We start from the raw sequence: 18,171 nt of genomic DNA, 5'->3' as shown, positions 1-18,171 counted from the left end.
GGGGCCCGGTTCGGCCGGGCCTCCGGACGTTACTTGTCACGCCAGGACGGCTCAGATCACCACGTTGGTGACATCGTCGTCGATCAACACCGTGGCGTCGCCCAACGTGAAGACGTTGAACCCCTGGCCGTCCTGCACCGCGCTGCCTGCGCGGGTCGCGCCGGTGATCGTCACGCTGTCGTCGGCCCCGCCAAGCACGACCAGCGTGTCAGAGTTGGACGACAGGGCGACCAGCTGCGCCTCGGTGATGGTCAGGTTCGTGTCCTCGGCGAATTCCAGGTCGATGGTTTCGATGTTGAACCGGCCCAGGACGCCCGCCATCGCGTCGGTGAAGGTCAGGTCCGAGGTCGCGGGATCGTCGGTCACCAGGTACGCGCCCGAGCTGTTGCCCGCCGCGTCGGTAGCGGTGACCACCAGGTGCGATCCGTCCGGCACGCTGCCGCTGAAAGCGTGATAGGTGCCGCGCCCGGGGATATCGACTTGCGTCGAAATACCGACCTCCTGGACCGTCGGCCCGAAAAGCCCGTTCTGGACATGGCCGATCGACACGTTGTCCGCGGTGCTGTCCGTGGTGATCGACGTGATGCCGGAATGACCCCGGGTGTAGTCGACCCAGCCCGGTGTTTCGGGCGCCGTCGTGTCGAAGGCGATGGTTTCGGTGATGCTGCTTGTGTTTCCGGCCGCGTCCGTGGCCTGGATCAGCACGTCGACCGCGCCGTCGAGACCGGCCAGCGACGTTCCGGGGATCGCGACGGACCAGGCGCCGCCGGCACCGACCGCCGCTGCGTGGGCCACTCCGCCGATGGTGACGGTGACCGACGCCCCCTGTTCGACGGTGCCGTTCAGGCTCAGACCTGCCGCCGCCTCGGCGGCGTTGACCACGTTGTCCGGGGTGACCGGCGCGCCCGACATGTCCAGCCGGTTGACCAGCGTGTCGATGCGGATGTCGGCGCTGGTCTGTGCGGTATTGCCCGCGATATCGGTCGAACTGACCGACACCCGCGCCGTCGTCTCGCCCCTGGGGATCAGGCCGGTCGGCACGGAGGCCGTCCAGTTGCCGGTCGCGTCGACGCTGGCTGCGACCGGGACCCCGGCAAAGGTGACGCTGATCGATGCACCCGGTTCGGTCGTACCGGTCAGCGCGATGCCCGCGCCGGCCTCGATGGCGTTGACGACGCTGTCCGCGCCGCCCACGCCGCCATTCATGGCGAAGTTGCGCACCAATGTGTCGACCTGCACCTCGCCCGAAGCGGTGGCGGTGTTTCCGGCCGCGTCGGTCGAAACCGCGGTGACCGGAACACGGGTTTCCCCGGATGCGATCTGCGACGCGGGATAGGTGACGCTCCAGTTGCCATTCGCGGCGACAGTCGCGGGCAGGGTCACGCCGCCCAGCGTGACCTGCACGCTGGATCCCGGTTCGGTCGTGCCGGTCAGGGTCACGCCGTCGCTGCGTTCGACCGCGTTGACGATGCCGTCGGTTTCGACGCCGGCGGTGTTCACGGTCACGCCGTTTTCGGTGTCGACGGCGAATGCGTGCGACGTGGCGGTGACGTTGCCCGCGCTGTCGGTCGCGGTGATCTGCGCCGTCGCAGCATAGGTGCCGGGCGCCAGGTTGTCCGATCCGAATGTCACGCTCCAGGTGCCGTCGGCGGCCACCGCGGCCGGCAGGGTAACCCCGCCGATCATCACTGCGACAGACGACCCCGGCTGCGATGTGCCGACCAGGGTGACCCCTGCACCATGTTCGGTCGCGTTCACAACGTCGTCGCCGGTCAGCGGCGCATTGGTCAGGGCGACCGCCCCGAAAGTATCGATCCCGACGTCGGACGTGGTCGAACTGGCATTCCCCGCCGCGTCAACGGTAGAGGCCGTGATGGTGGCGGTATACTCGCCGTCAGCCACGGTGCCGGCTGCGACAGTCAACGTCCAGACCCCCGCCGCATCCGCGACGACTTCCTGCGACAGGCCTTCGAAGGTCACCATGACCGAAGCGCCGGGTGTCGACGATCCGGTGATGACGAAACCCGCTGCGGCTTCCGCGCCATTGACCAGGTTGTCGGGGCCGACGCTGTCGATGCTGATGGGATGCGGGACCGTATCGATCAGCACGGTGTCGGTCACCACCGTGGTGTTGCCGAACGCATCGGTCGCGGACAGCAGGATTTCGGTCTCGTATTCGCCGCCGGGCAGAACGCTGTCGTCGAAGGTGAAGCTCCAGGTCCCATCCTCGCCGATCGTCGCGGTCTGGGAATGATCGCCGACGGTTGCGGTCAGCGTCGCGCCCGCTTCGCCCGTACCCGCGACAGTTACACCGTCCGGATGGGTTTCGGCGTTGAACAGATCGCCCGTGGATACCGTGCCGTCATGGATATCGATCATCGGCGGTGTGGTATCGATGACCACGCTCGGACCGTCCAGTTCGGTGACCGTGCCGTCGGGATCGGTGACGATGACGGTCAGGTCTCCGTATTCGCCGTCGGCCGGAAAATCGTCACCCTCGAAGACGACCTCCCAGGTGTCGCCATCACCGGCCGTCGATTCGACCGTGGTATCGCCGATCGTGATCGACACGGTCGAGCCCGCGTTGCCGGTGCCCGTGACGGTGATCGACGGATCGTCGGATCCCGAGATCGCCAGTTCGGCGTCCGGATCGTTGACGGTGGGCGGCGTCCACGTGGTGCCACCACCGCCGCCACCGCTGCCTCCACCGTTGCCGCCATTGCCGCCGCGCAGCGCTCCCAGAGCGGCTGCGCCGCCCAAGGCCGCGGCGCCGGCGCCACCCAGGCCCAAGGCCCCGGTGCCCAGCAGACCGGCGGCCAGCATCGACACTTCCTCGTCTTCGGCATAGGCCGCGTTCGCGACGACGGTCGGATCGTCGTAAAAGATCAGCGCGTCGTTCGGGCTCCATTTACCCCAACTGTCCGAGGCCGCGTATTGCGCGACCAGCGTGCCGGCATCGTCGTTCAGATCGACTGCGACAAGCGTCCCGTGCGAGCTCAGGAACAGCTGCGCGTCGCCGTCGATCCCGCCCGCGAAATAGTTCTGCAAAACGACGACGCGCCCATCGGCCAGCGTCACCAGCAGATCCGCGCCGGCGCGGTCGTAGCCGCGCACATCGACCGGAAGAAGTTTCAGAGAGATATGGTCGCCCGATCCCGCCGGGATCACGAAACCTTGGCCTTCTCCGCCAACCGTACCACGTTGCACCGCACCCACGGGGGTGCGGACTACGAAATCAATCGCATTCATGATGTCACCGCTCTACCTCTGCACGGCCATTTTTTTCTGCGGCCGCATATTGTTCTGAGGCGTGCTTAACGCATTTTCGCCACAATCGCTAGAACGAATTGGCGCATCTGGGGGGGAAGTTTGCAATCGCGCACGCAGTATTGTGGTCGCGACACACTGCGCTGCAGCATGTTCCGGGCGGTGCGGCCGGCGCCGATCACAGCGTCACGGCCTGCCCGGTCATCGCCGATTCTTGCGCCGCAAGACCCACCCGAACCGCCCAGGCGCCATCCAAAGCACTGACTTCGGGCGCGATCTTGCCGCGCACGACATCGAGAAAGCGCTGGTGCTGGTAAAAGGTCGAGCCATTGTGGTCACCGGCATCGAGCAAGGCCGGTTCCACCGGGATATCGACGGCCTGCGGACCCTTGGGGTGGCGTGGGCTGACCACCACCTGCGCGGTGGGCGGGATTCCCAGATGGGTGGGCCAGAACCGGCCCGGGCCGGGCACGAAGGCCTCGATCTTGCCATTCGGACCCACGGCCGACAGCTCCTCCTGGTACTTCGCGCCTTCGGCATACATGCACAACTCCAGCATTGCCCGCGCGCCGCTGGCGAAATCGACGATCACATAGGCGCTGTCCCAGATGTCGGGGCGCTCGCCGCCGTAATCCTCGTCGAGATGGTTCACCTCTTGCCCGGCGCTGGCCATGACGCGCACCGGATCGGACCTCAGCACCAGCCGCATCAGGTCGAAGAAATGGCAGCATTTCTCGACCAGCGTACCGCCGGTGTTTCGGTTGAACCGGTTCCAGTCGCCCACCTTGGGCAGGAAAGGGAAGCGGTGTTCGCGGATCGTGAACATTGTGACGCGGCCAGTGGCCCGGTCCAACTGGTCCAGGAAGGTCTGGATCGGCGGCATGTAGCGGTATTCCATCGCCACCCAGATCGGCGCCGGGTAGCTGGCCGCCAGCCGGTCCATCCGGTCCGCATCGGTCTCGTGCGTGAACAGCGGCTTTTCCATCAGCAACGGCAGCGGGCGCCGCGCGGCGATTTCCTCGAGTTGGGCGACGTGCAGGTGGTTGGGGCTGGCCACCAGCAGGCAGTGCAGGTCGTCCGACAGCAGGTCCTCGATCGACTCGCACAACCGCGCGTTCGGAGCGATCGCCTTGGCCGCGTTCGCCATCAACGCGTTCGGCTCGTAGATCGCCGCGGCGCGGGCACCGGGCAACAGGGCGATGTTGCGCAGATGCTCCTGCCCCATCATGCCGCAGCCGATGATGCCGTAATTCACCACGTCCTGGGTCACTGTGTTGTCCTTCATGCGATCCGCGCCACGTACCGGGCGACCTCCGTATCGATCCAGTTGCGAGACACCTCGGCCCGGGCACCGTCCTGCGCCCAGCTGATCCGCGTCGCCATCAGCGTCTGCGAACCGCGCGGCGGGCCGAAGGATTGCGGCGACCAGTCGGGCACGACGTCCAGTCCCAGCCGGTCCTCGGCCCGGGTGATCCACAGCCCCAGCGATTCGCGGTAGAACAGGTAAAGCGACTCCGACAGGTCGTCACGGGTGAGCGTCGGGGCATAATCCCCGTCCAGCCAGATTTCTTCCAGAACGGCCGGCACGTTGCCCAACCGCCGCAATCGCCGGATGCGATGCGCCTCGGCGCTGGTGCCGAATGCGGGCAGGACACCGTCCTTGCGCACACGGTCCACGGACAGGATCTCGGCAGTCGGCAATCCGCCGCCTTCGACACGTTCGACACGGAAGAACGCGTAGACCGATTTGACGTCGGCCCGTGCGCGCACGTAGTTGCCCGACCCTTGCACGCGCTCCAACAATCCCTTGTCAGCCAGGTCGGCCAAGGCCTTGCGCAACGTGCCCACGGAAATCCCCAACCGTTCGGCAAAGGCCCGTTCCGGCGGAAGCCGTTCGCCATCCACCAGCCGGCCCGACTGGATTTCGCGGATCAGCATTTCGCTGATCTGGATGTGCAGGGGAAGAGCGTGACGGTCCATCTTTGGTCGGCAGCAAATTGATACACTATTGATCTACATCATCGCCAGTGCTACGCAAGACAAAATGACGCATGTCAGAGGCATGTTATGACGGTTGTTCCCATCACCTCTCCGGATCTCGACGCCGCCGAAGTGTCTTGGTTCGCCGCGCTCTGCTCGGACGACTACCAGTTCCTGGGCGTGCCCGACGGCAACCTGCGCTCGTCCTGGGCGCATTGCTCGGGCATCGTGAAAGAGGCCGAGGCACAGGGCTTTCGCAACATCCTCTGCCCGTCGTCCTACCAGGTCGGGCAGGACACGCTGTCCTTCGTGGCAGGCTGCGCGCCGATCACCGACCGGATCAACCTGCTGGCCGCCGTTCGTTGCGGCGAGATGCAGCCGATCATGCTGGCCCGAACCATCGCCACGCTGGACCACATGCTGCAAGGCCGGTTGACGGTGAACATCATTTCGTCCGATTTCCCGGGCGAAAAGGCCGAAAGCAGGTATCGCTATCAACGGTCGCGCGAGGTGGTGGAAATCCTCAAGCAGGCCTGGACGCAGGATGAAATCAACTACGATGGCCAGGTCTATCAGTTCCATGGCCTGACCACCGATCCGGCCAAGCCCTACCAGACCGGGGGACCAATGCTCTATTTCGGCGGCTATTCCCCCGACGCGCTGGACCTGTGCGGCCAGCATTGCGACGTCTACCTGATGTGGCCAGAACCCAAGGACCAGATCGCCGAGCGGATGAAGGCGGTGAACGCGGTGGCCGAGAAATCCGACCGCACGCTGGATTACGGCCTGCGCGTGCACATGGTCGTCCGCGACACCGAGGCCGAGGCCCGGGAATACGCCGACTACATCGTGTCCAAATTGAACGACGAATACGGCAAGCTTATCCGCGAACGGGCGCTGGACAGCGGTTCGCTTGGCGTCAGCCACCAGGCGCGCGCGCGGGAACTGGCCGACCAGTTCGGCTATGTCGAGCCGCATCTCTGGACCGGGATCGGCCGGGCGCGCTCGGGCTGCGGCGCGGCGCTGGTGGGGTCCACCGACCAGGTGCTGAGCGAGATCGAGCAATACCGCAAGATGGGCATCCGCGCCTTCATCTTCTCGGGCTACCCGCATCTGGACGAATGTCGGCACTTCGGCAGCCGCGTGCTGCCGCAGCTGAAAACCTGCTCGCTGCCCGAGGCCTATGGGCGCGTGCCCAAGCAAACGCCGCTGACGCCGCTGGGCGCCGGCGAGCGCCGATAGAATACCGCAGTCCCGGACCTGATCCGGGACATCACGGAACAAATGCCGCCGACACGAAGCCCCGGCTGGGGGCCGGGTGTTCGGAGGACGAAGACGATGGACACGAGATGGACCGGATCAGACTGAACGACGCGCTGGAGATGAGCCGCCTGGTCTACGGCATGTGGCGCCTCGGCGATGACGACAACACCACCGCCGACCACGTCCGCAATAAGATCGCCGCCTGTCTCGACCAGGGCATCACGACGATGGACCAGGCCGACATCTATGGCGGCTACGAGGCCGAGGAGATCCTGGGCAACGCACTGACGCCCGAGCTGCGCCACCGGATCGAGATCGTCACGAAATGCGACATCGTCGCGCCGGTCGGGCGTTACGCCGATGCCCGCGTCAAGCACTACGACACCTCGCGCGCGCATATCCTGGCCTCGGTCGACCATTCGCTGCGGCTGATGAAGATCGACCATATCGACCTGCTGCTGATCCATCGCCCCGATCCGATGATGGATCATTTCGAGACCGGCGCCGCGCTGGACGAAGTTGTGAAATCCGGCAAGGTCCGCGCCGTCGGGGTGTCGAACTTCCGGCCCTGGGACTGGGAATTGCTGCAATCGGCGATGAAAACGCCCCTGGTGACCAACCAGATCGAGATCAGCCTGCTGCACCACACGCCCTTCACCAACGGCGATGTCGCATTCCACCAGCGCCACGGCCAGCCGATCATGGCCTGGTCGCCCCTGGGCGGCGGCGCCCTGTTCGACGGCAAGCACACCGCTCTGCGTGCCCGCCTGAGCGAGATCGGCGCGGAACAGGGCACCGACGACGCCGCCGTCGCGGTCGCCTGGCTCTTGGCCCATCCAGCCCGCATCCTACCTGTCCTCGGCACCAATAATCTGGACCGGATCGCCCGCATCGGCGATGCTGCGAAGGTCCGCATGGATCGGGAGACATGGTTTGACCTATACACCCTCGCCCTCGGACACGAGGTCGCCTGAACGATGAACGCGCTGTCCTCCAGCTTCGACCCGTCCACCAGGGACAGCCGCGCCTTTCGCGATGCCCTGGGCCGGTTCGGTACCGGCGTGACCGTCGTGACCTGTGCCACGCGCGCCGGTCCGCTGGGTATTACCGCCAACAGCTTCGCCAGCGTGTCGCTGGACCCGCCGCTTGTGCTGTGGTCTCCGGCCAAAAGTTCGACGCGCTACCCCTTCTTCATGGCCGCCGACAATTTCGCCGTGCACGTCATGGGCGCCGAACAGGCCCATATCTGCAGCGGATTTGCCCGCCGGGGCGACGCGTTCGACGGGCTGGACTGGGAAACCGGACCGAACGGCGTGCCGTTGATCAACAATTGCCTGTCGCGATTCGAATGCACGCAGCACGCGGTGCACGATGGCGGCGATCACTCGATCGTCGTCGCCCGCGTGACCCGCGTCAGCACGCGTGCCGGCACCCCGCTGCTGTTCTTCGGCGGCCAATACGGCGGTTTCACCGAACCGTCGTGAACAACAGGGATGCAGGCGGAGAGGAGCCGCTTGCGCCCGCCACAAGGGAGGGACGGCCTATGGCCGCATTGCTGGGGATCCTGCGCCCCCTGCAATTCGCACTGGACCATGTCCTGCGGATCGGGCGCTGGATCGGCATCGCCTGCATCGCACTGATGGTGGTCGCGATCCTGGCACAGGTCTTTTTCCGCTACGTGCTGAACAACGCCCAGCCCTGGCCCGAGGAACTGGCCCGCTTCCTGATGCTGTGGATGACCGGCCTGATGGCGCCGACCGCGTATCGGCGCGGCGGGTTCGTGGCGATCGACATGCTGACGGCGCTGCTGCCGCGCGCGCTTGGCGCGACGCTGGCGCTGGCGCTGCTGATCCTGTCGGGCCTCGTGCTGATCGTGGGTCTGCAATTCGGCATCAAGCACGTCAACTCCGGCTGGCTCTTCGCCTCGTCCTCGCTCTACGTGCCGATGGAATTGATCGGCCAGAAGGGGTTCAAGCTGAAACTCGCCTGGATGTACATGTCGCTGTATGTCGGGCTCTGGCTGCTGCTGGCGGTGAATATCGAACTGATCCTGCGCCAGGTCGTGACCCTTCTGGGCGGCGAAGACCGCCTTCGCCCACAAATGCACGCTGATCTCACGGTGGAATGATGCTGGTCTGGTTCCTTCCCCTTTTCCTGCTGTTCCTGATGATCGGTCTGCCGGTGTTCTTCGGGATGCTCGCCGCACCGGGCATCCTGCTGATGCTGAACGGGCAGGAGCGCGATCTCGCCCTGCTCTACCGCAACGTCTACAACGGCATGGACAGCTTTCCGCTGATGGCGATCCCGTTCTTCATGCTCGCGGGCGAGTTGATGAATCGCGGCGGCATCACCGAACGGCTGGTCGAATTCAGCCAGGCGCTGATGGGCCACCTGCGCGGCGGTCTGGCGCATGTCAACGTGCTGTCCTCGATGCTGTTCGCGGGTCTTTCCGGTTCGGCGGTCGCCGATACCTCGGCGCTCGGCTCGATGCTGATCCCCGCGATGCAGAAGGAAGGCTATACCCGCCGCTTCGCCGCCGCGATCACCGCCGCATCTTCGGTGATCGGGCCGATCATTCCGCCTTCGGGCATCATGATCATCTATGCCTACGTGATGGGCGAATCCGTCGCCGCGCTGTTCCTGGCCGGGATCGTCCCGGGAATCCTGGTGGGCGTCGGCCTGATGGTCATGGTCAAGTTCATGGCCGACCGCTACGACTTTCCGGCCTCGCGCAACAAGGCGACCTGGGGCGAACGCGGACAGGCCAGCCTCAAGGCGTTCTTCCCGTTGATGACCCCGGTCATCATCCTGGGCGGCATCCTGGGCGGGGTGTTCACACCCACCGAGGCCGCCGCCGTGGCGGTGGCCTACGCGATCATCATCGGCATGTTCGTTCTGCGCACGCTGCGCCTGCGCGACCTGCCCGACGTCCTGAGCCAGGCCGCGATGACCTCGGCCGTGGTTTTGCTGCTGGTCGGCGCCGCGATGGCGTTCAAGACCGTGGTCAGCCTCAGCCACACCCCTGAAATCCTGGCCGCCTACATCCTGTCGCTTTCGGAAAATCCGCTGGTCCTGCTGTTCCTGATCAACCTGCTGCTGTTCGTCGTCGGCATGTTCCTGGACGCGGGCCCGGCGATCATCATCCTCGGCCCGATCCTGGCGCCGATCTTCACCGACCTTGGCATCGATCCGATCCACTTCGCCATCATCATGAGCGTCAACCTGACCGTGGGCCTTGCCACGCCGCCGATGGGGCTGGTGCTGTTCGTCGCCTCGTCGGTCAGCGGCGAAAAGGTCGAAACGATTTCCAAGGCGATTTTGCCCTTCCTTGCCGTCGAGATCCTGGTGATCTTCCTGATCACCTTCATCCCCGAGATTTCCATGACGATCCCCAGGCTCACGGGGTTTGCGGATTGACGATCAACCGGGCCGCATGGCCCAATACGGACCAAGACCAACAGGGAGAGAAAAACCATGATCAACGGTCTCATCAAGGCGACGCTGACTGCGGCGCTGCTGGCGGGCGGGGCGACCATCGCCGCCGCGCAGGATTTCACCATCCGCGCCACCGCGAACTCGAACGAGAACGACGAAGACTATGACGGCCTGGTCGTCTTCAAGGATTACGTCGAAAAGGCATCGAACGGCGCGATCGCGGTCGAGCTGTTCATCGGCACGCAGCTTTGCTCGGGCGGCGCGGAATGCCTGCAGGGCGTGGCCGACGGCACGATCGACGTCTTCGTCACCACCTCGGGTGGCGCGGCGGGCATCTTTCCGTACGTTCAGGTGCTGGACCTGCCCTACCTGATGTCGGACGACCGCGTGGCCGAGATGGTGCTGTCGGGTGATTTCACCCGCAAGATGCGCGACATGGCACTGGCCGATTCCGGCAACACCATCCGCATCATGACCATCGGCAACACCGGCGGCTGGCGCGGCTTCGCCAATACCGAGCGCCGGGTCACCGGTCCGGCCGACCTCACCGGTCTCAAGATGCGCACGGTGGTCGCCGACCTGCCGCAGGAACTGGTCAAGGCCATGGGTGCATCACCGACCCCGATTTCATGGCCCGAGCTGTTCACGTCGCTGCAGACCAAGGTGGTCGAGGGCACCGCGAACGGCATCACCGACATCATGAACATGAAGTTCCCCGAAGCCGGCCTGAAATACCTGACACTGGACGGTCACGCCTACATGGGCGCGATCTGGGTGATGAACAACGAAAAGTTCCTCGGCATGCCCGAAGAGATGCGCAAGGTCGTGGTCGACGGCTTCGCCGCGCTCCAGCAGGCCACCTTTGCCTCGCCCAAGCGCAAGTCGATCCAGGCCTACCAGGAATTCCTCGCCGCTGGCGGTGACGTCTATGTCCCCTCGCCCGAAGAAAAGGCCGCGTTCAAGGCCGCGGCCGAGCCGGTTTTCGCCTGGTTCCAGGAAAACGTGACCGGCGGCCCCGAAATCTACGAGGCGCTGACCGCCGCGGTAGCCGCGGCCGAAGCGGAGCTGGCCAAGGCCTACGAGTCGGACCTGAACTGACCGGAAGGATACCGGAATACCAAAGCCGCGCCCCGACCGGGCGCGGCTTTTTTCATGCGTGTTCAGGCGTGGCGGACAGCAGGTATTGTCCTGGATCCCGCAACAATGCCGCAAAGGTCGGCTATTCCGGAATTGATCTGGAAAATATCGCCTGTTCCGAATGCGAATCCTTGCTTCACGGGACCGTGAACGGCACACTAGCGGAACGGATAGAGCCAAATTTTATAATCGTTGATTAGATCATGAGCGTATTCAATCTCTTCGGGGGTCATCTTCTTGGCCACCTCTTCGACCGAAATCGCGGCATCGGGGTCGCCCCCGATGGTGCTGAGCCTGTACCAAAGGTAGGCGCGAACCAGATCGGGGGCCGGCAGGCCGAGCCCGGTCTCGTAATACCACCCGACGCCGGATTGCGCGCCGGGATGGCCCTTCATCGCGCTACGCAGATACCACTCGAAAGCGCGGACATAGTCCTGCTCAACGCCGAGGCCCAGGGCATACATGACCCCGATGAGCTCCTCGGCATCGGCATTCCCGGACCGCGCCGCGGGCCACAGCGCGTCACGCGCCTCGACAAAACGGCCGGCCTCCATCAGGTCACGCGCTTCTTCGATATCGGCGGACGTCGGCGCCGCCGCAAGCAGCGACAGGGTGACCAACACGACCCGAACGAAGGCATTTCGGGACAGATTGCTCATTTCGGTCTGGCCTCGCTTCTGGTTCTGGGCATGGCATTGCCGGTGTCGGCAAACCCGCTGTCCGAGGATGATTTCCTGCCCTTCGACCCGGCGCAAGCCCGGATCGGGCAATTGCTGTTCTACGACAAGATCCTCAGCGGCAACCGCAACATCAGCTGCGGCACCTGCCATCACCACGACCTTGGCGGCGCCGACGGGCTGAGCCTGGGCATCGGCGAAGGCGGTGTCGGCCTGGGGCCGAAACGCACCGCCGGAACCGGCAAGGACCGCATCGAAAAGCGTATCCCGCGGCACGCGCCTGCACTTTGGAACCTGGGCCACAAGGACGTGACCGTGCTGTTCCATGACGGGCGGTTGTCGGTGTCGGATCTCTACGGCAACGGCTTCGACAGCCCGGCCGAGGAACGGTTGCCGAAAGGTCTGAACTCGATCATCGCCGCGCAGGCGCTGTTCCCGATGACGTCGGATGCCGAGATGGCCGGCGCGTCGGAGGAAAACGAGATCGGCGGCGCCGTGAAGAAACGCATCGACGGCGCCTGGCCGATCATCGCCAAGCGGGTGCGCACGATCCCGGAATACGGCGAGATGTTCGTCGCCGCCTTCGACCATGTCGAACGCCCCGAAGACGTCACCATCGTCGAGATCGGCAACGCCATCGCCGCCTTTATCGGCACCGAATGGCGAAACTTCGACAGCCCCTACGATGACTGGTTGCGCGATGGCACGCCCCTGCCCGAGGCGGCCGAGCGCGGGCGGCAGCTGTTCTTCGGGCAGGCGGGCTGTTCCACCTGTCATTCCGGCCCGCTGTTCACCGACCAGCAATTCCACGCCATGGGCATCCCGGGCTTTGGTCCGGGCCGGACACGGCCTTTCGATCCGATCCCGCGCGATGTCGGCAGGATGGGTGCGACAGACGATCTGGAGGATGCCTACAAGTTCCGCACCCTGCCCCTGCGCAACGTCGCGCTGACCGCACCTTATGGGCATAACGGCGCCTTTCCGGACCTGCGCAGCATGATCCGGCACATGGCCGACCCGGCAGCAAGCGCCGCGGCCTGGACGCCGGAGATGGCGCATCTGCCCGACGCACCCTGGTTGGCCGCCACCGATTTCATCATCCGGCAGGACGGCCGCGAGATGGCCCGCCAGATCGCTGCTGTCCAGGTCACGCCGGTGGCACTGACCGAAACCCAGATCGACGATATCGAGGCCTTTCTGAATTGCCTGACCGGCCGCACCGCGTTCGATCGGCCGCTTGGCCGTCCCGACCGCGTTCCCAGCGGCTTGCCCGTGGACTAGCCCTGCGCGGTGTTGTCGAGCAGGTTGCGGATGATCGGTTGCTTGTGAGGTTTCCTGGCCAGACCCACAAGCAATTGGGCCAGGTCGGGTTCGTCGACCCGCTTTGAAGCCGCCTTGGGCGAGAACCATTTGCGGCGCCGCTGCCCGCGTTCTTTCCAGTCGCGCAGCAGCTTTTCCACGATCATCGGATAGACGCGCACCACACACGGCACGATGCGGCCATCGTCCATGATCTTGGGATAGCGGTAGGTGCCGATGCATTCCTCGCCGATATACCCCTTGGCGCCGGCTTCCTCGAGCGCCTCGATCTTGGCGGCGGCCCAAGGTTTCTTGCCGTCCATTTCCCAGCCCTTGGGCATGACCCAGCGGCCGGTATCACGGGACGTGACCATCAGGACGCGCAGGTTGTCCTTGTCGTCCCATTTCATCGGCAAGGCGGCTATCTGCTCTCCGACCTCTGGCATCTCTTTCCTCACACCGTTCTTTTGACGGCTGTTCACGTAGCTTAGCAGGTCCGTTGCCGAGGGACACAAACAAATCGGCCAAACCGGTGCCTCTTTCGGAACCCGACCTGCGTCAGGCCGCGCGACCGCGTCCATGTCGGTTCCGGCCCCGGCGGTCAAAGAACCGCCCGGCCCGCTCAGAACGCCTGCGCGATCTTGCGGCGCAGGGCAAGCAGGGTCGTCCGGTTCAGGTACCACAGGAAGTAGCCGATCGCGTTGGCCCGGGCGTCGGTTTGCGGGTTCAGCCCGCGCGACATCCGCGCCATCTGCCAGGCATGGTATTCGACGCGCGACACGGTGTTGATCAGCCCGACCAGCCAGTTCCGCGCGTTCAGCCCCAGCTGCCCCCGCCCGATCGTCAGCCCGTCTTCTTCGATCCCGACGCGGTCTTTCGTCCCGTTCAGCAGGGCGGCCGCGGCGTCGGGCTGGATGCAGAAGGGGCGTGCCAGGCCCACCATGTCGATCCCGTCTTCGGCAATGGCACGCTGCATCGCATCGGCGCTGCGAAATCCGCCCGTGACCATGATCGGCACGGAAACCGCCCGGCGCATCATCCGCGCGTAGTCCAGAAAATAGGCCTCGCGGCGCCGGGTGCTTTCGCGCTGTTCGTCTTCGGCACCGTTGACAAAGCTCATCTGCTCGTAGGTTCCGCCGGAAAGCTCGATCAGGTCGATGCCGTCCTGTTCCAGCCATTGCGCAACCCGGGCGCAGTCCTCGAAACTGAACCCGCCTTTCTGGAAATCGGCCGAGTTGAGCTTGACCGCCACGGCGAAATCCGGCCCGACGGCGGCGCGCACCGCAGCATAGACCCGGCGCAGGAACCGCGCCCGGTTTTCCAGCGACCCGCCCCATTCATCCGGGCGCCGATTGGTGATCGGCGACAGGAACTGACTGATGAGGTAGCCATGCGCGGCGTGGATCTGCACGCCGTCGAAACCGGCCGATCTCGCGATAGCGGCGGTGCGGGCGTAGCGCTGGATCGCGTCCGAGATATCGTCGGCGGTCATTTCCCTCGGCCTGCCGAACAGCCCGAGAATGCGCAGTTTTTCGTCCGAGGGCGCCAGGGGTCGGGTGTTGACCACGATCGGACATTGCCGGCCCGGATGGCTGATCTGCATCCAGACCTGGTTGCCGCCGGACTTGGCAGCGCCGGCCCAATCCCGCAGCGGCCCCATCGCGCTTTCGTCTTCGACCACCACGTTCCCGGGCCGTTCCAGGTAGCGCCGGTCGATCATGACATTGCCCGTCACCTGCAGCGCCAGCCCGCCCTCGGACCAGCGTTTGTACAATGTCCGGTGCGCCGCGGTCGGCGCGTCCCTCGCATCGGCCAAAGCCTCGGTCATCGCGCTTTTGGCGAACCGGTTCTTCAGCCGACTGCCGCATGGCAGGTCAAGCGGGGTGGCAAATCCGGATTGCGGCAACGGCGTCACCCTTGGTTCATATGGACCGGGTTTCGTCCCGAGGGACCCGATCGGCTGCGGGAACCGGAGCTTAGACGCGTATCGGCCACAAGTATACGGCCCGGTGGACCCTGCCCTGTCGCCCGACGTGAACTGCCGAGAACGGCAATCGACGGCCGCGCCGTTCGTTCAGGGAAACCGCTGGTCGGGATCGTGTCCGGTCGGGGTCCGTTCCGCCATGCGGAACCTGTCCCTTACAACCCGGATCAAGTGGCGGACCGAGGAGGATTCGAACCCCCGACCCCTTGATTCGTAGTCAAGTACTCTATCCAGCTGAGCTATCGGTCCGTGGGGGGTGGAGTTACTCGCTGACAGAACGCTTTGCAAGGGGCAAAGACGAAAAAACCGGCGCTCAGGCGCTGGCCCCCATCGGCAGGCGGATTTCGAACGCGGTGCCGGTATCGTCGCTGTGCCTGAGCGTCAGGCTGCCGCCATGACCGCGTACCAGTTCGGCGACGATGGCCAGGCCCAGGCCGATCCCGCCCTTTCGGGCGCCGCCCTGGAAAGGCTGGAACAGGTGGTCGCGCGCCTTGGGCGGCAGACCGGGCCCCGTATCGACGACATCGATCACCCAATCGCCGTTCTCGACGCGCGCCTGAACGCTGATCTCGCCCTCGCGCTTGGCGGCCACGATGGCCTGACGGGCATTGCGCAAAAGGTTGGCCAGGGCGCGGTAGAGCTGTTCGGGGTCGGCCCGGATCACCAGTCCGGCGGGGACATCCGCCGACAGGCTGACCGGGTCATCGCCGATGGCCAACCTCTCGGCCTCGAAAACCTCGTTGACCAGCGAACTCAGGTTGAACAGCGTCAGCGTCGGCGAAGGCTCTTCGGCCTTGCCGAAGGCCAGCGTGCCCTCGCACAGCGACACCGCCCGGGTGATCGAGTTGACCAGCTTGGGCGCCATCCGACGCACCAGGGGATCCTCGGACATCTCGATGCGGTCGGTGAACAATTGCGCCGAGGTCAGGATGTTGCGCAGGTCATGGCTGACCCGGGCCACGGCTCCGCCCAACTGCGCCAGGCGTTCGCGCTGTTTCAGCGATTGGGTGACCTGTGTCTGCAGCGATTGCAGCGCCTCTTCGGCCTCGCGCAGCTCGCGTACGCTGGCCTTGGGCACGATCACCCGGCGGGCGTCCTCGGGCGCCTCGGCATAGGCCTGCATCGCGCCGACCACCCCCTTGATCGGTTTGACCAGCAGCACCCGGACAGCGAGGAACAAAAGCAGCGCGGTGATGATCGAGATCACCGCCGACAGCACCAGGATTCGCAGACCATAGTCGATCATCGCCGCCCGCAGCGGGCCGGTGTTCATCGTCACCTCGATCAGCAGCCCGGCGTCGCGCAGCGGGTTGCCCATGACACGGATCACCCGGTCCTGCGGATCGACCAGCCGCACCATGGCGTCGCGGATCAGCGTCAATGCCGGCGCGTCGCGCAGATCGAAGCTGGCATACACCTCGGAGGGCATCGGCGAGGACAGGACCAGCTGTTTCGAGCTGTCGCGCCGCAGCGCGACGTTGTAGACGCCGGCATTGTCCAGCAGCTCGGCCTCGAGTTCCGGCGCGATCATGTCATCGGCCAAAAGCGCCAGCGACGCGATCTGCGCCCGTTCCAGCCGCGCCAGCAGGTAATCCTCGCGAAAGCGCGCCACCGAGGGCACGAAGATCAGCACCTCGGCCAGCATCACGAAGACCGTGGTCAGGATCAGAAACCGCCCTGATAACGAGTTGATCATCGCGTCCGCTTTGTTACGGCAGCCAGCGTTGCACCAGCCGCACCAGTTTTTTCACCGTGTCGTTTTCGAACAGCCTGGGAGTGAAATAGGCCCCGGCCGCACGTTTGTTAAGCTCTCCGATGGTCGGGTAGGGCGCAACCATGTTGGAAACGTGCTTCATTTTCAGCCCGTTGGCGATGACCAACGACCACAGGTTGATAAGCTCGCCGGCCTGGTAGCCGGCGATCGACACGCCGACCGGCTTGCCCTTGACCACCATCACCTTGATCAGCCCGGCGGTCTTGCGCTCGGCGATGGCGCGGTCGTTGTGGGAATAGTGAAAGCGCACGACCTCCAGATTGATGCCGTGTTCCTTCTTGGCCTGCGCTTCGGTCAGACCCACCTGCGCCAGTTCCGGCTGGGTGTAGGTGGCCCAGGGGATGTGTTTCGTGCTGGTCTTGGCGGGCAGGCCGAACAGGGCCGAGCGGATGACGATACCGGCGTGATAGCCCGCGACATGGGTGAATTGCAGACCGCCCGCGACATCGCCGATGGCATAGACCTTGCGGTTGGTCGTCTTGAGACCGTCATCCACCTGGATGCCGCTGCGGGTGGTCTTGATCCCGGCGGCGTCGAGGTTCAGCCCGTCGGTATTGGCCTTGCGGCCGACCGCCACCAGCAGATGCGTGCCCTTGAAGACGCGGCCGTCTTCGGCCTCGACCTCGATGGCGCCGGCCTTGCCGCGGATTTCCCTTGCCATGGCATCCTCGGCGATCTCGATCCCCTCGGCGCGCAGGCCTTCCAGCACGATCTGCGCCATTTCGGGATCGTCCTTGCCAAGCGCCTTGGCACCTTCGATGACGGTGACTTGCGACCCGAGCCTGCGATGGGCCTGTGCCATCTCCATCCCGATGGGGCCGCCGCCGATCACCAGCAGGTGGTCGGGCCGGTCGCGCAGCTCCCACAGCGTTTCGTTGGTGATGTAGGGCATGCCATCCAGCCCCGGAATCGGCGGCACCAGCGGCGAAGACCCGGTCGCGATCACGATGCGTCGCGCGGTGATGCGGTGATCGCCTGCCTCGACGGTGTTTTCATCGACGAACCGCCCGCGTTCGCGGATCACCCGCACGCCCAGCCCTTCGAACCGTTCCTGGCTGTCGACCGGCGCGATGGTCTCGATCACGTCGGCCACGTGGTCCTTTGCGGCGGCGTAATCGACCTGGGGCGCGACGTCGGCGATGCCGTAGGGCGCGGCGTGCGACATCGCATAGGCGGTCTTGCCCGAGGCGATCAGCGCCTTGGACGGCACGCAACCGTAGTTCAGGCAATCGCCGCCCATCTTGTGCGCTTCGAGCAGGGTCACGTCGGCGCCCATCTGGACGGCACCCGCCGCGACCGACAGCCCGCCGGACCCTGCCCCGATGACCAGCAGGTCGGTCTTGATCGTCTGCATC

The 18,171-nt window shown here is 65.2% G+C and carries 15 protein-coding genes and 1 tRNA gene; 7 read left to right on the top strand and 9 right to left on the bottom strand.

The genetic code is table 11. From position 1 onward, the window contains the following. Positions 1–51: 51 nt before the first annotated feature. The 3 genes from KUH32_RS08985 to KUH32_RS08975 all read right to left on the bottom strand — a co-directional run bounded on the left by KUH32_RS08985 (position 52) and on the right by KUH32_RS08975 (position 5,247). Positions 52–3,249: a beta strand repeat-containing protein gene (locus KUH32_RS08985; protein WP_217777694.1), complete on the bottom strand. Its 3,198-nt coding sequence runs from the start codon at positions 3,247–3,249 to the stop codon at positions 52–54. Between the two features lie 196 nt (positions 3,250–3,445). Continuing rightward, the gene (locus KUH32_RS08980) at positions 3,446–4,552 is read right to left on the bottom strand and encodes a Gfo/Idh/MocA family protein (protein ID WP_217777693.1); all 1,107 of its coding nucleotides are present in this window, start codon (positions 4,550–4,552) and stop codon (positions 3,446–3,448) included. Beyond that, a complete protein-coding gene (locus KUH32_RS08975; protein ID WP_217777692.1) occupies positions 4,549–5,247 on the bottom strand; it encodes a GntR family transcriptional regulator in 699 nt (232 codons plus the stop codon). Before KUH32_RS08975 ends, KUH32_RS08980 begins: the two co-directional genes overlap by 4 nt. An 87-nt stretch (positions 5,248–5,334) precedes the next feature. Here KUH32_RS08975 and KUH32_RS08970 point away from each other — a divergent pair, with 87 nt between their 5' ends. From KUH32_RS08970 to dctP, 6 genes are all read left to right on the top strand, one after another. After that, positions 5,335–6,489 (top strand): LLM class flavin-dependent oxidoreductase, encoded by a 1,155-nt coding sequence (locus tag KUH32_RS08970; protein ID WP_217777691.1) that lies wholly within the window; start codon positions 5,335–5,337, stop codon positions 6,487–6,489. A 107-nt stretch (positions 6,490–6,596) separates the two neighbouring features. Continuing rightward, positions 6,597–7,484: an aldo/keto reductase gene (locus KUH32_RS08965; protein ID WP_217777690.1), complete on the top strand. Its 888-nt coding sequence runs from the start codon at positions 6,597–6,599 to the stop codon at positions 7,482–7,484. A 3-nt stretch (positions 7,485–7,487) separates the two neighbouring features. Continuing rightward, positions 7,488–7,994: a flavin reductase family protein gene (locus tag KUH32_RS08960; RefSeq protein WP_217777689.1), complete on the top strand. Its 507-nt coding sequence runs from the start codon at positions 7,488–7,490 to the stop codon at positions 7,992–7,994. A 59-nt stretch (positions 7,995–8,053) separates the two neighbouring features. Continuing rightward, the gene (locus KUH32_RS08955) at positions 8,054–8,638 is read left to right on the top strand and encodes a TRAP transporter small permease (protein WP_217777688.1); all 585 of its coding nucleotides are present in this window, start codon (positions 8,054–8,056) and stop codon (positions 8,636–8,638) included. Further along, on the top strand, positions 8,638–9,927 hold the full coding sequence (locus KUH32_RS08950; protein ID WP_217777687.1) for a TRAP transporter large permease: 1,290 nt from the start codon (positions 8,638–8,640) through the stop codon (positions 9,925–9,927). The genes KUH32_RS08955 and KUH32_RS08950 overlap by 1 nt, the downstream gene beginning before the upstream one ends. A 57-nt stretch (positions 9,928–9,984) precedes the next feature. Further along, positions 9,985–11,043: a TRAP transporter substrate-binding protein DctP gene (dctP, locus tag KUH32_RS08945; RefSeq protein ID WP_217777686.1), complete on the top strand. Its 1,059-nt coding sequence runs from the start codon at positions 9,985–9,987 to the stop codon at positions 11,041–11,043. Between the two features lie 197 nt (positions 11,044–11,240). Here dctP and KUH32_RS08940 read toward each other — a convergent pair whose 3' ends face one another. Beyond that, the gene (locus KUH32_RS08940) at positions 11,241–11,636 is read right to left on the bottom strand and encodes a tetratricopeptide repeat protein (RefSeq protein WP_431358189.1); all 396 of its coding nucleotides are present in this window, start codon (positions 11,634–11,636) and stop codon (positions 11,241–11,243) included. 135 nt (positions 11,637–11,771) lie between these two features. On the opposite strand from KUH32_RS08940, the gene KUH32_RS08935 reads away from it, so the two are divergent. Next, positions 11,772–13,040 (top strand): cytochrome-c peroxidase, encoded by a 1,269-nt coding sequence (locus tag KUH32_RS08935; protein ID WP_217777684.1) that lies wholly within the window; start codon positions 11,772–11,774, stop codon positions 13,038–13,040. Here the strand turns inward: KUH32_RS08935 and KUH32_RS08930 are convergent. The 5 genes from KUH32_RS08930 to KUH32_RS08910 all read right to left on the bottom strand — a co-directional run bounded on the left by KUH32_RS08930 (position 13,037) and on the right by KUH32_RS08910 (position 18,170). Next, the gene (locus KUH32_RS08930) at positions 13,037–13,504 is read right to left on the bottom strand and encodes an NUDIX hydrolase (protein ID WP_217777683.1); all 468 of its coding nucleotides are present in this window, start codon (positions 13,502–13,504) and stop codon (positions 13,037–13,039) included. The genes KUH32_RS08935 and KUH32_RS08930 overlap by 4 nt on opposite strands. A 176-nt stretch (positions 13,505–13,680) precedes the next feature. Beyond that, the gene (locus KUH32_RS08925; RefSeq protein ID WP_217777682.1) at positions 13,681–14,973 is read right to left on the bottom strand and encodes an NADH:flavin oxidoreductase/NADH oxidase family protein; all 1,293 of its coding nucleotides are present in this window, start codon (positions 14,971–14,973) and stop codon (positions 13,681–13,683) included. A 241-nt stretch (positions 14,974–15,214) separates the two neighbouring features. Further along, positions 15,215–15,291 (bottom strand) — tRNA-Arg (locus KUH32_RS08920). A 64-nt stretch (positions 15,292–15,355) separates the two neighbouring features. Beyond that, positions 15,356–16,738 (bottom strand): sensor histidine kinase, encoded by a 1,383-nt coding sequence (locus tag KUH32_RS08915; RefSeq protein ID WP_217777681.1) that lies wholly within the window; start codon positions 16,736–16,738, stop codon positions 15,356–15,358. A 13-nt stretch (positions 16,739–16,751) separates the two neighbouring features. Then, a complete protein-coding gene (locus KUH32_RS08910; protein WP_217777680.1) occupies positions 16,752–18,170 on the bottom strand; it encodes a dihydrolipoyl dehydrogenase family protein in 1,419 nt (472 codons plus the stop codon). Position 18,171 lies beyond the last annotated feature (1 nt).

The sequence above is a fragment of the Thalassococcus arenae genome, assembly GCF_019104745.1.
In the GTDB taxonomy this organism is placed as follows: Bacteria; Pseudomonadota; Alphaproteobacteria; order Rhodobacterales; family Rhodobacteraceae; genus Thalassococcus_B; species Thalassococcus_B arenae.
The sequence above is the reverse complement of the archived record's forward strand: the minus strand, read 5'-3'. Positions and strand labels throughout refer to the sequence as shown.

Excerpts from the sequence above, each read along its gene's own strand:
- KUH32_RS08910 (WP_217777680.1), bottom strand. The coding sequence starts at position 18,170 with ATGCAGACGATCAAGACCGACCTGCTGGTCATCGGGGCAGGGTCCGGC.
- KUH32_RS08955 (WP_217777688.1), top strand. The coding sequence starts at position 8,054 with ATGGCCGCATTGCTGGGGATCCTGCGCCCCCTGCAATTCGCACTGGAC.
- KUH32_RS08965 (WP_217777690.1), top strand. The coding sequence starts at position 6,597 with ATGGACCGGATCAGACTGAACGACGCGCTGGAGATGAGCCGCCTGGTC.
- KUH32_RS08930 (WP_217777683.1), bottom strand. The coding sequence starts at position 13,504 with ATGCCAGAGGTCGGAGAGCAGATAGCCGCCTTGCCGATGAAATGGGAC.
- KUH32_RS08980 (WP_217777693.1), bottom strand. The coding sequence starts at position 4,552 with ATGAAGGACAACACAGTGACCCAGGACGTGGTGAATTACGGCATCATC.
- dctP (WP_217777686.1), top strand. The coding sequence starts at position 9,985 with ATGATCAACGGTCTCATCAAGGCGACGCTGACTGCGGCGCTGCTGGCG.
- KUH32_RS08960 (WP_217777689.1), top strand. The coding sequence starts at position 7,488 with ATGAACGCGCTGTCCTCCAGCTTCGACCCGTCCACCAGGGACAGCCGC.
- KUH32_RS08915 (WP_217777681.1), bottom strand. The coding sequence starts at position 16,738 with ATGATCAACTCGTTATCAGGGCGGTTTCTGATCCTGACCACGGTCTTC.
- KUH32_RS08970 (WP_217777691.1), top strand. The coding sequence starts at position 5,335 with ATGACGGTTGTTCCCATCACCTCTCCGGATCTCGACGCCGCCGAAGTG.
- KUH32_RS08975 (WP_217777692.1), bottom strand. The coding sequence starts at position 5,247 with ATGGACCGTCACGCTCTTCCCCTGCACATCCAGATCAGCGAAATGCTG.
- KUH32_RS08940 (WP_431358189.1), bottom strand. The coding sequence starts at position 11,636 with ATGGAGGCCGGCCGTTTTGTCGAGGCGCGTGACGCGCTGTGGCCCGCG.
- KUH32_RS08935 (WP_217777684.1), top strand. The coding sequence starts at position 11,772 with ATGGCATTGCCGGTGTCGGCAAACCCGCTGTCCGAGGATGATTTCCTG.
- KUH32_RS08950 (WP_217777687.1), top strand. The coding sequence starts at position 8,638 with ATGCTGGTCTGGTTCCTTCCCCTTTTCCTGCTGTTCCTGATGATCGGT.
- KUH32_RS08985 (WP_217777694.1), bottom strand. The coding sequence starts at position 3,249 with ATGAATGCGATTGATTTCGTAGTCCGCACCCCCGTGGGTGCGGTGCAA.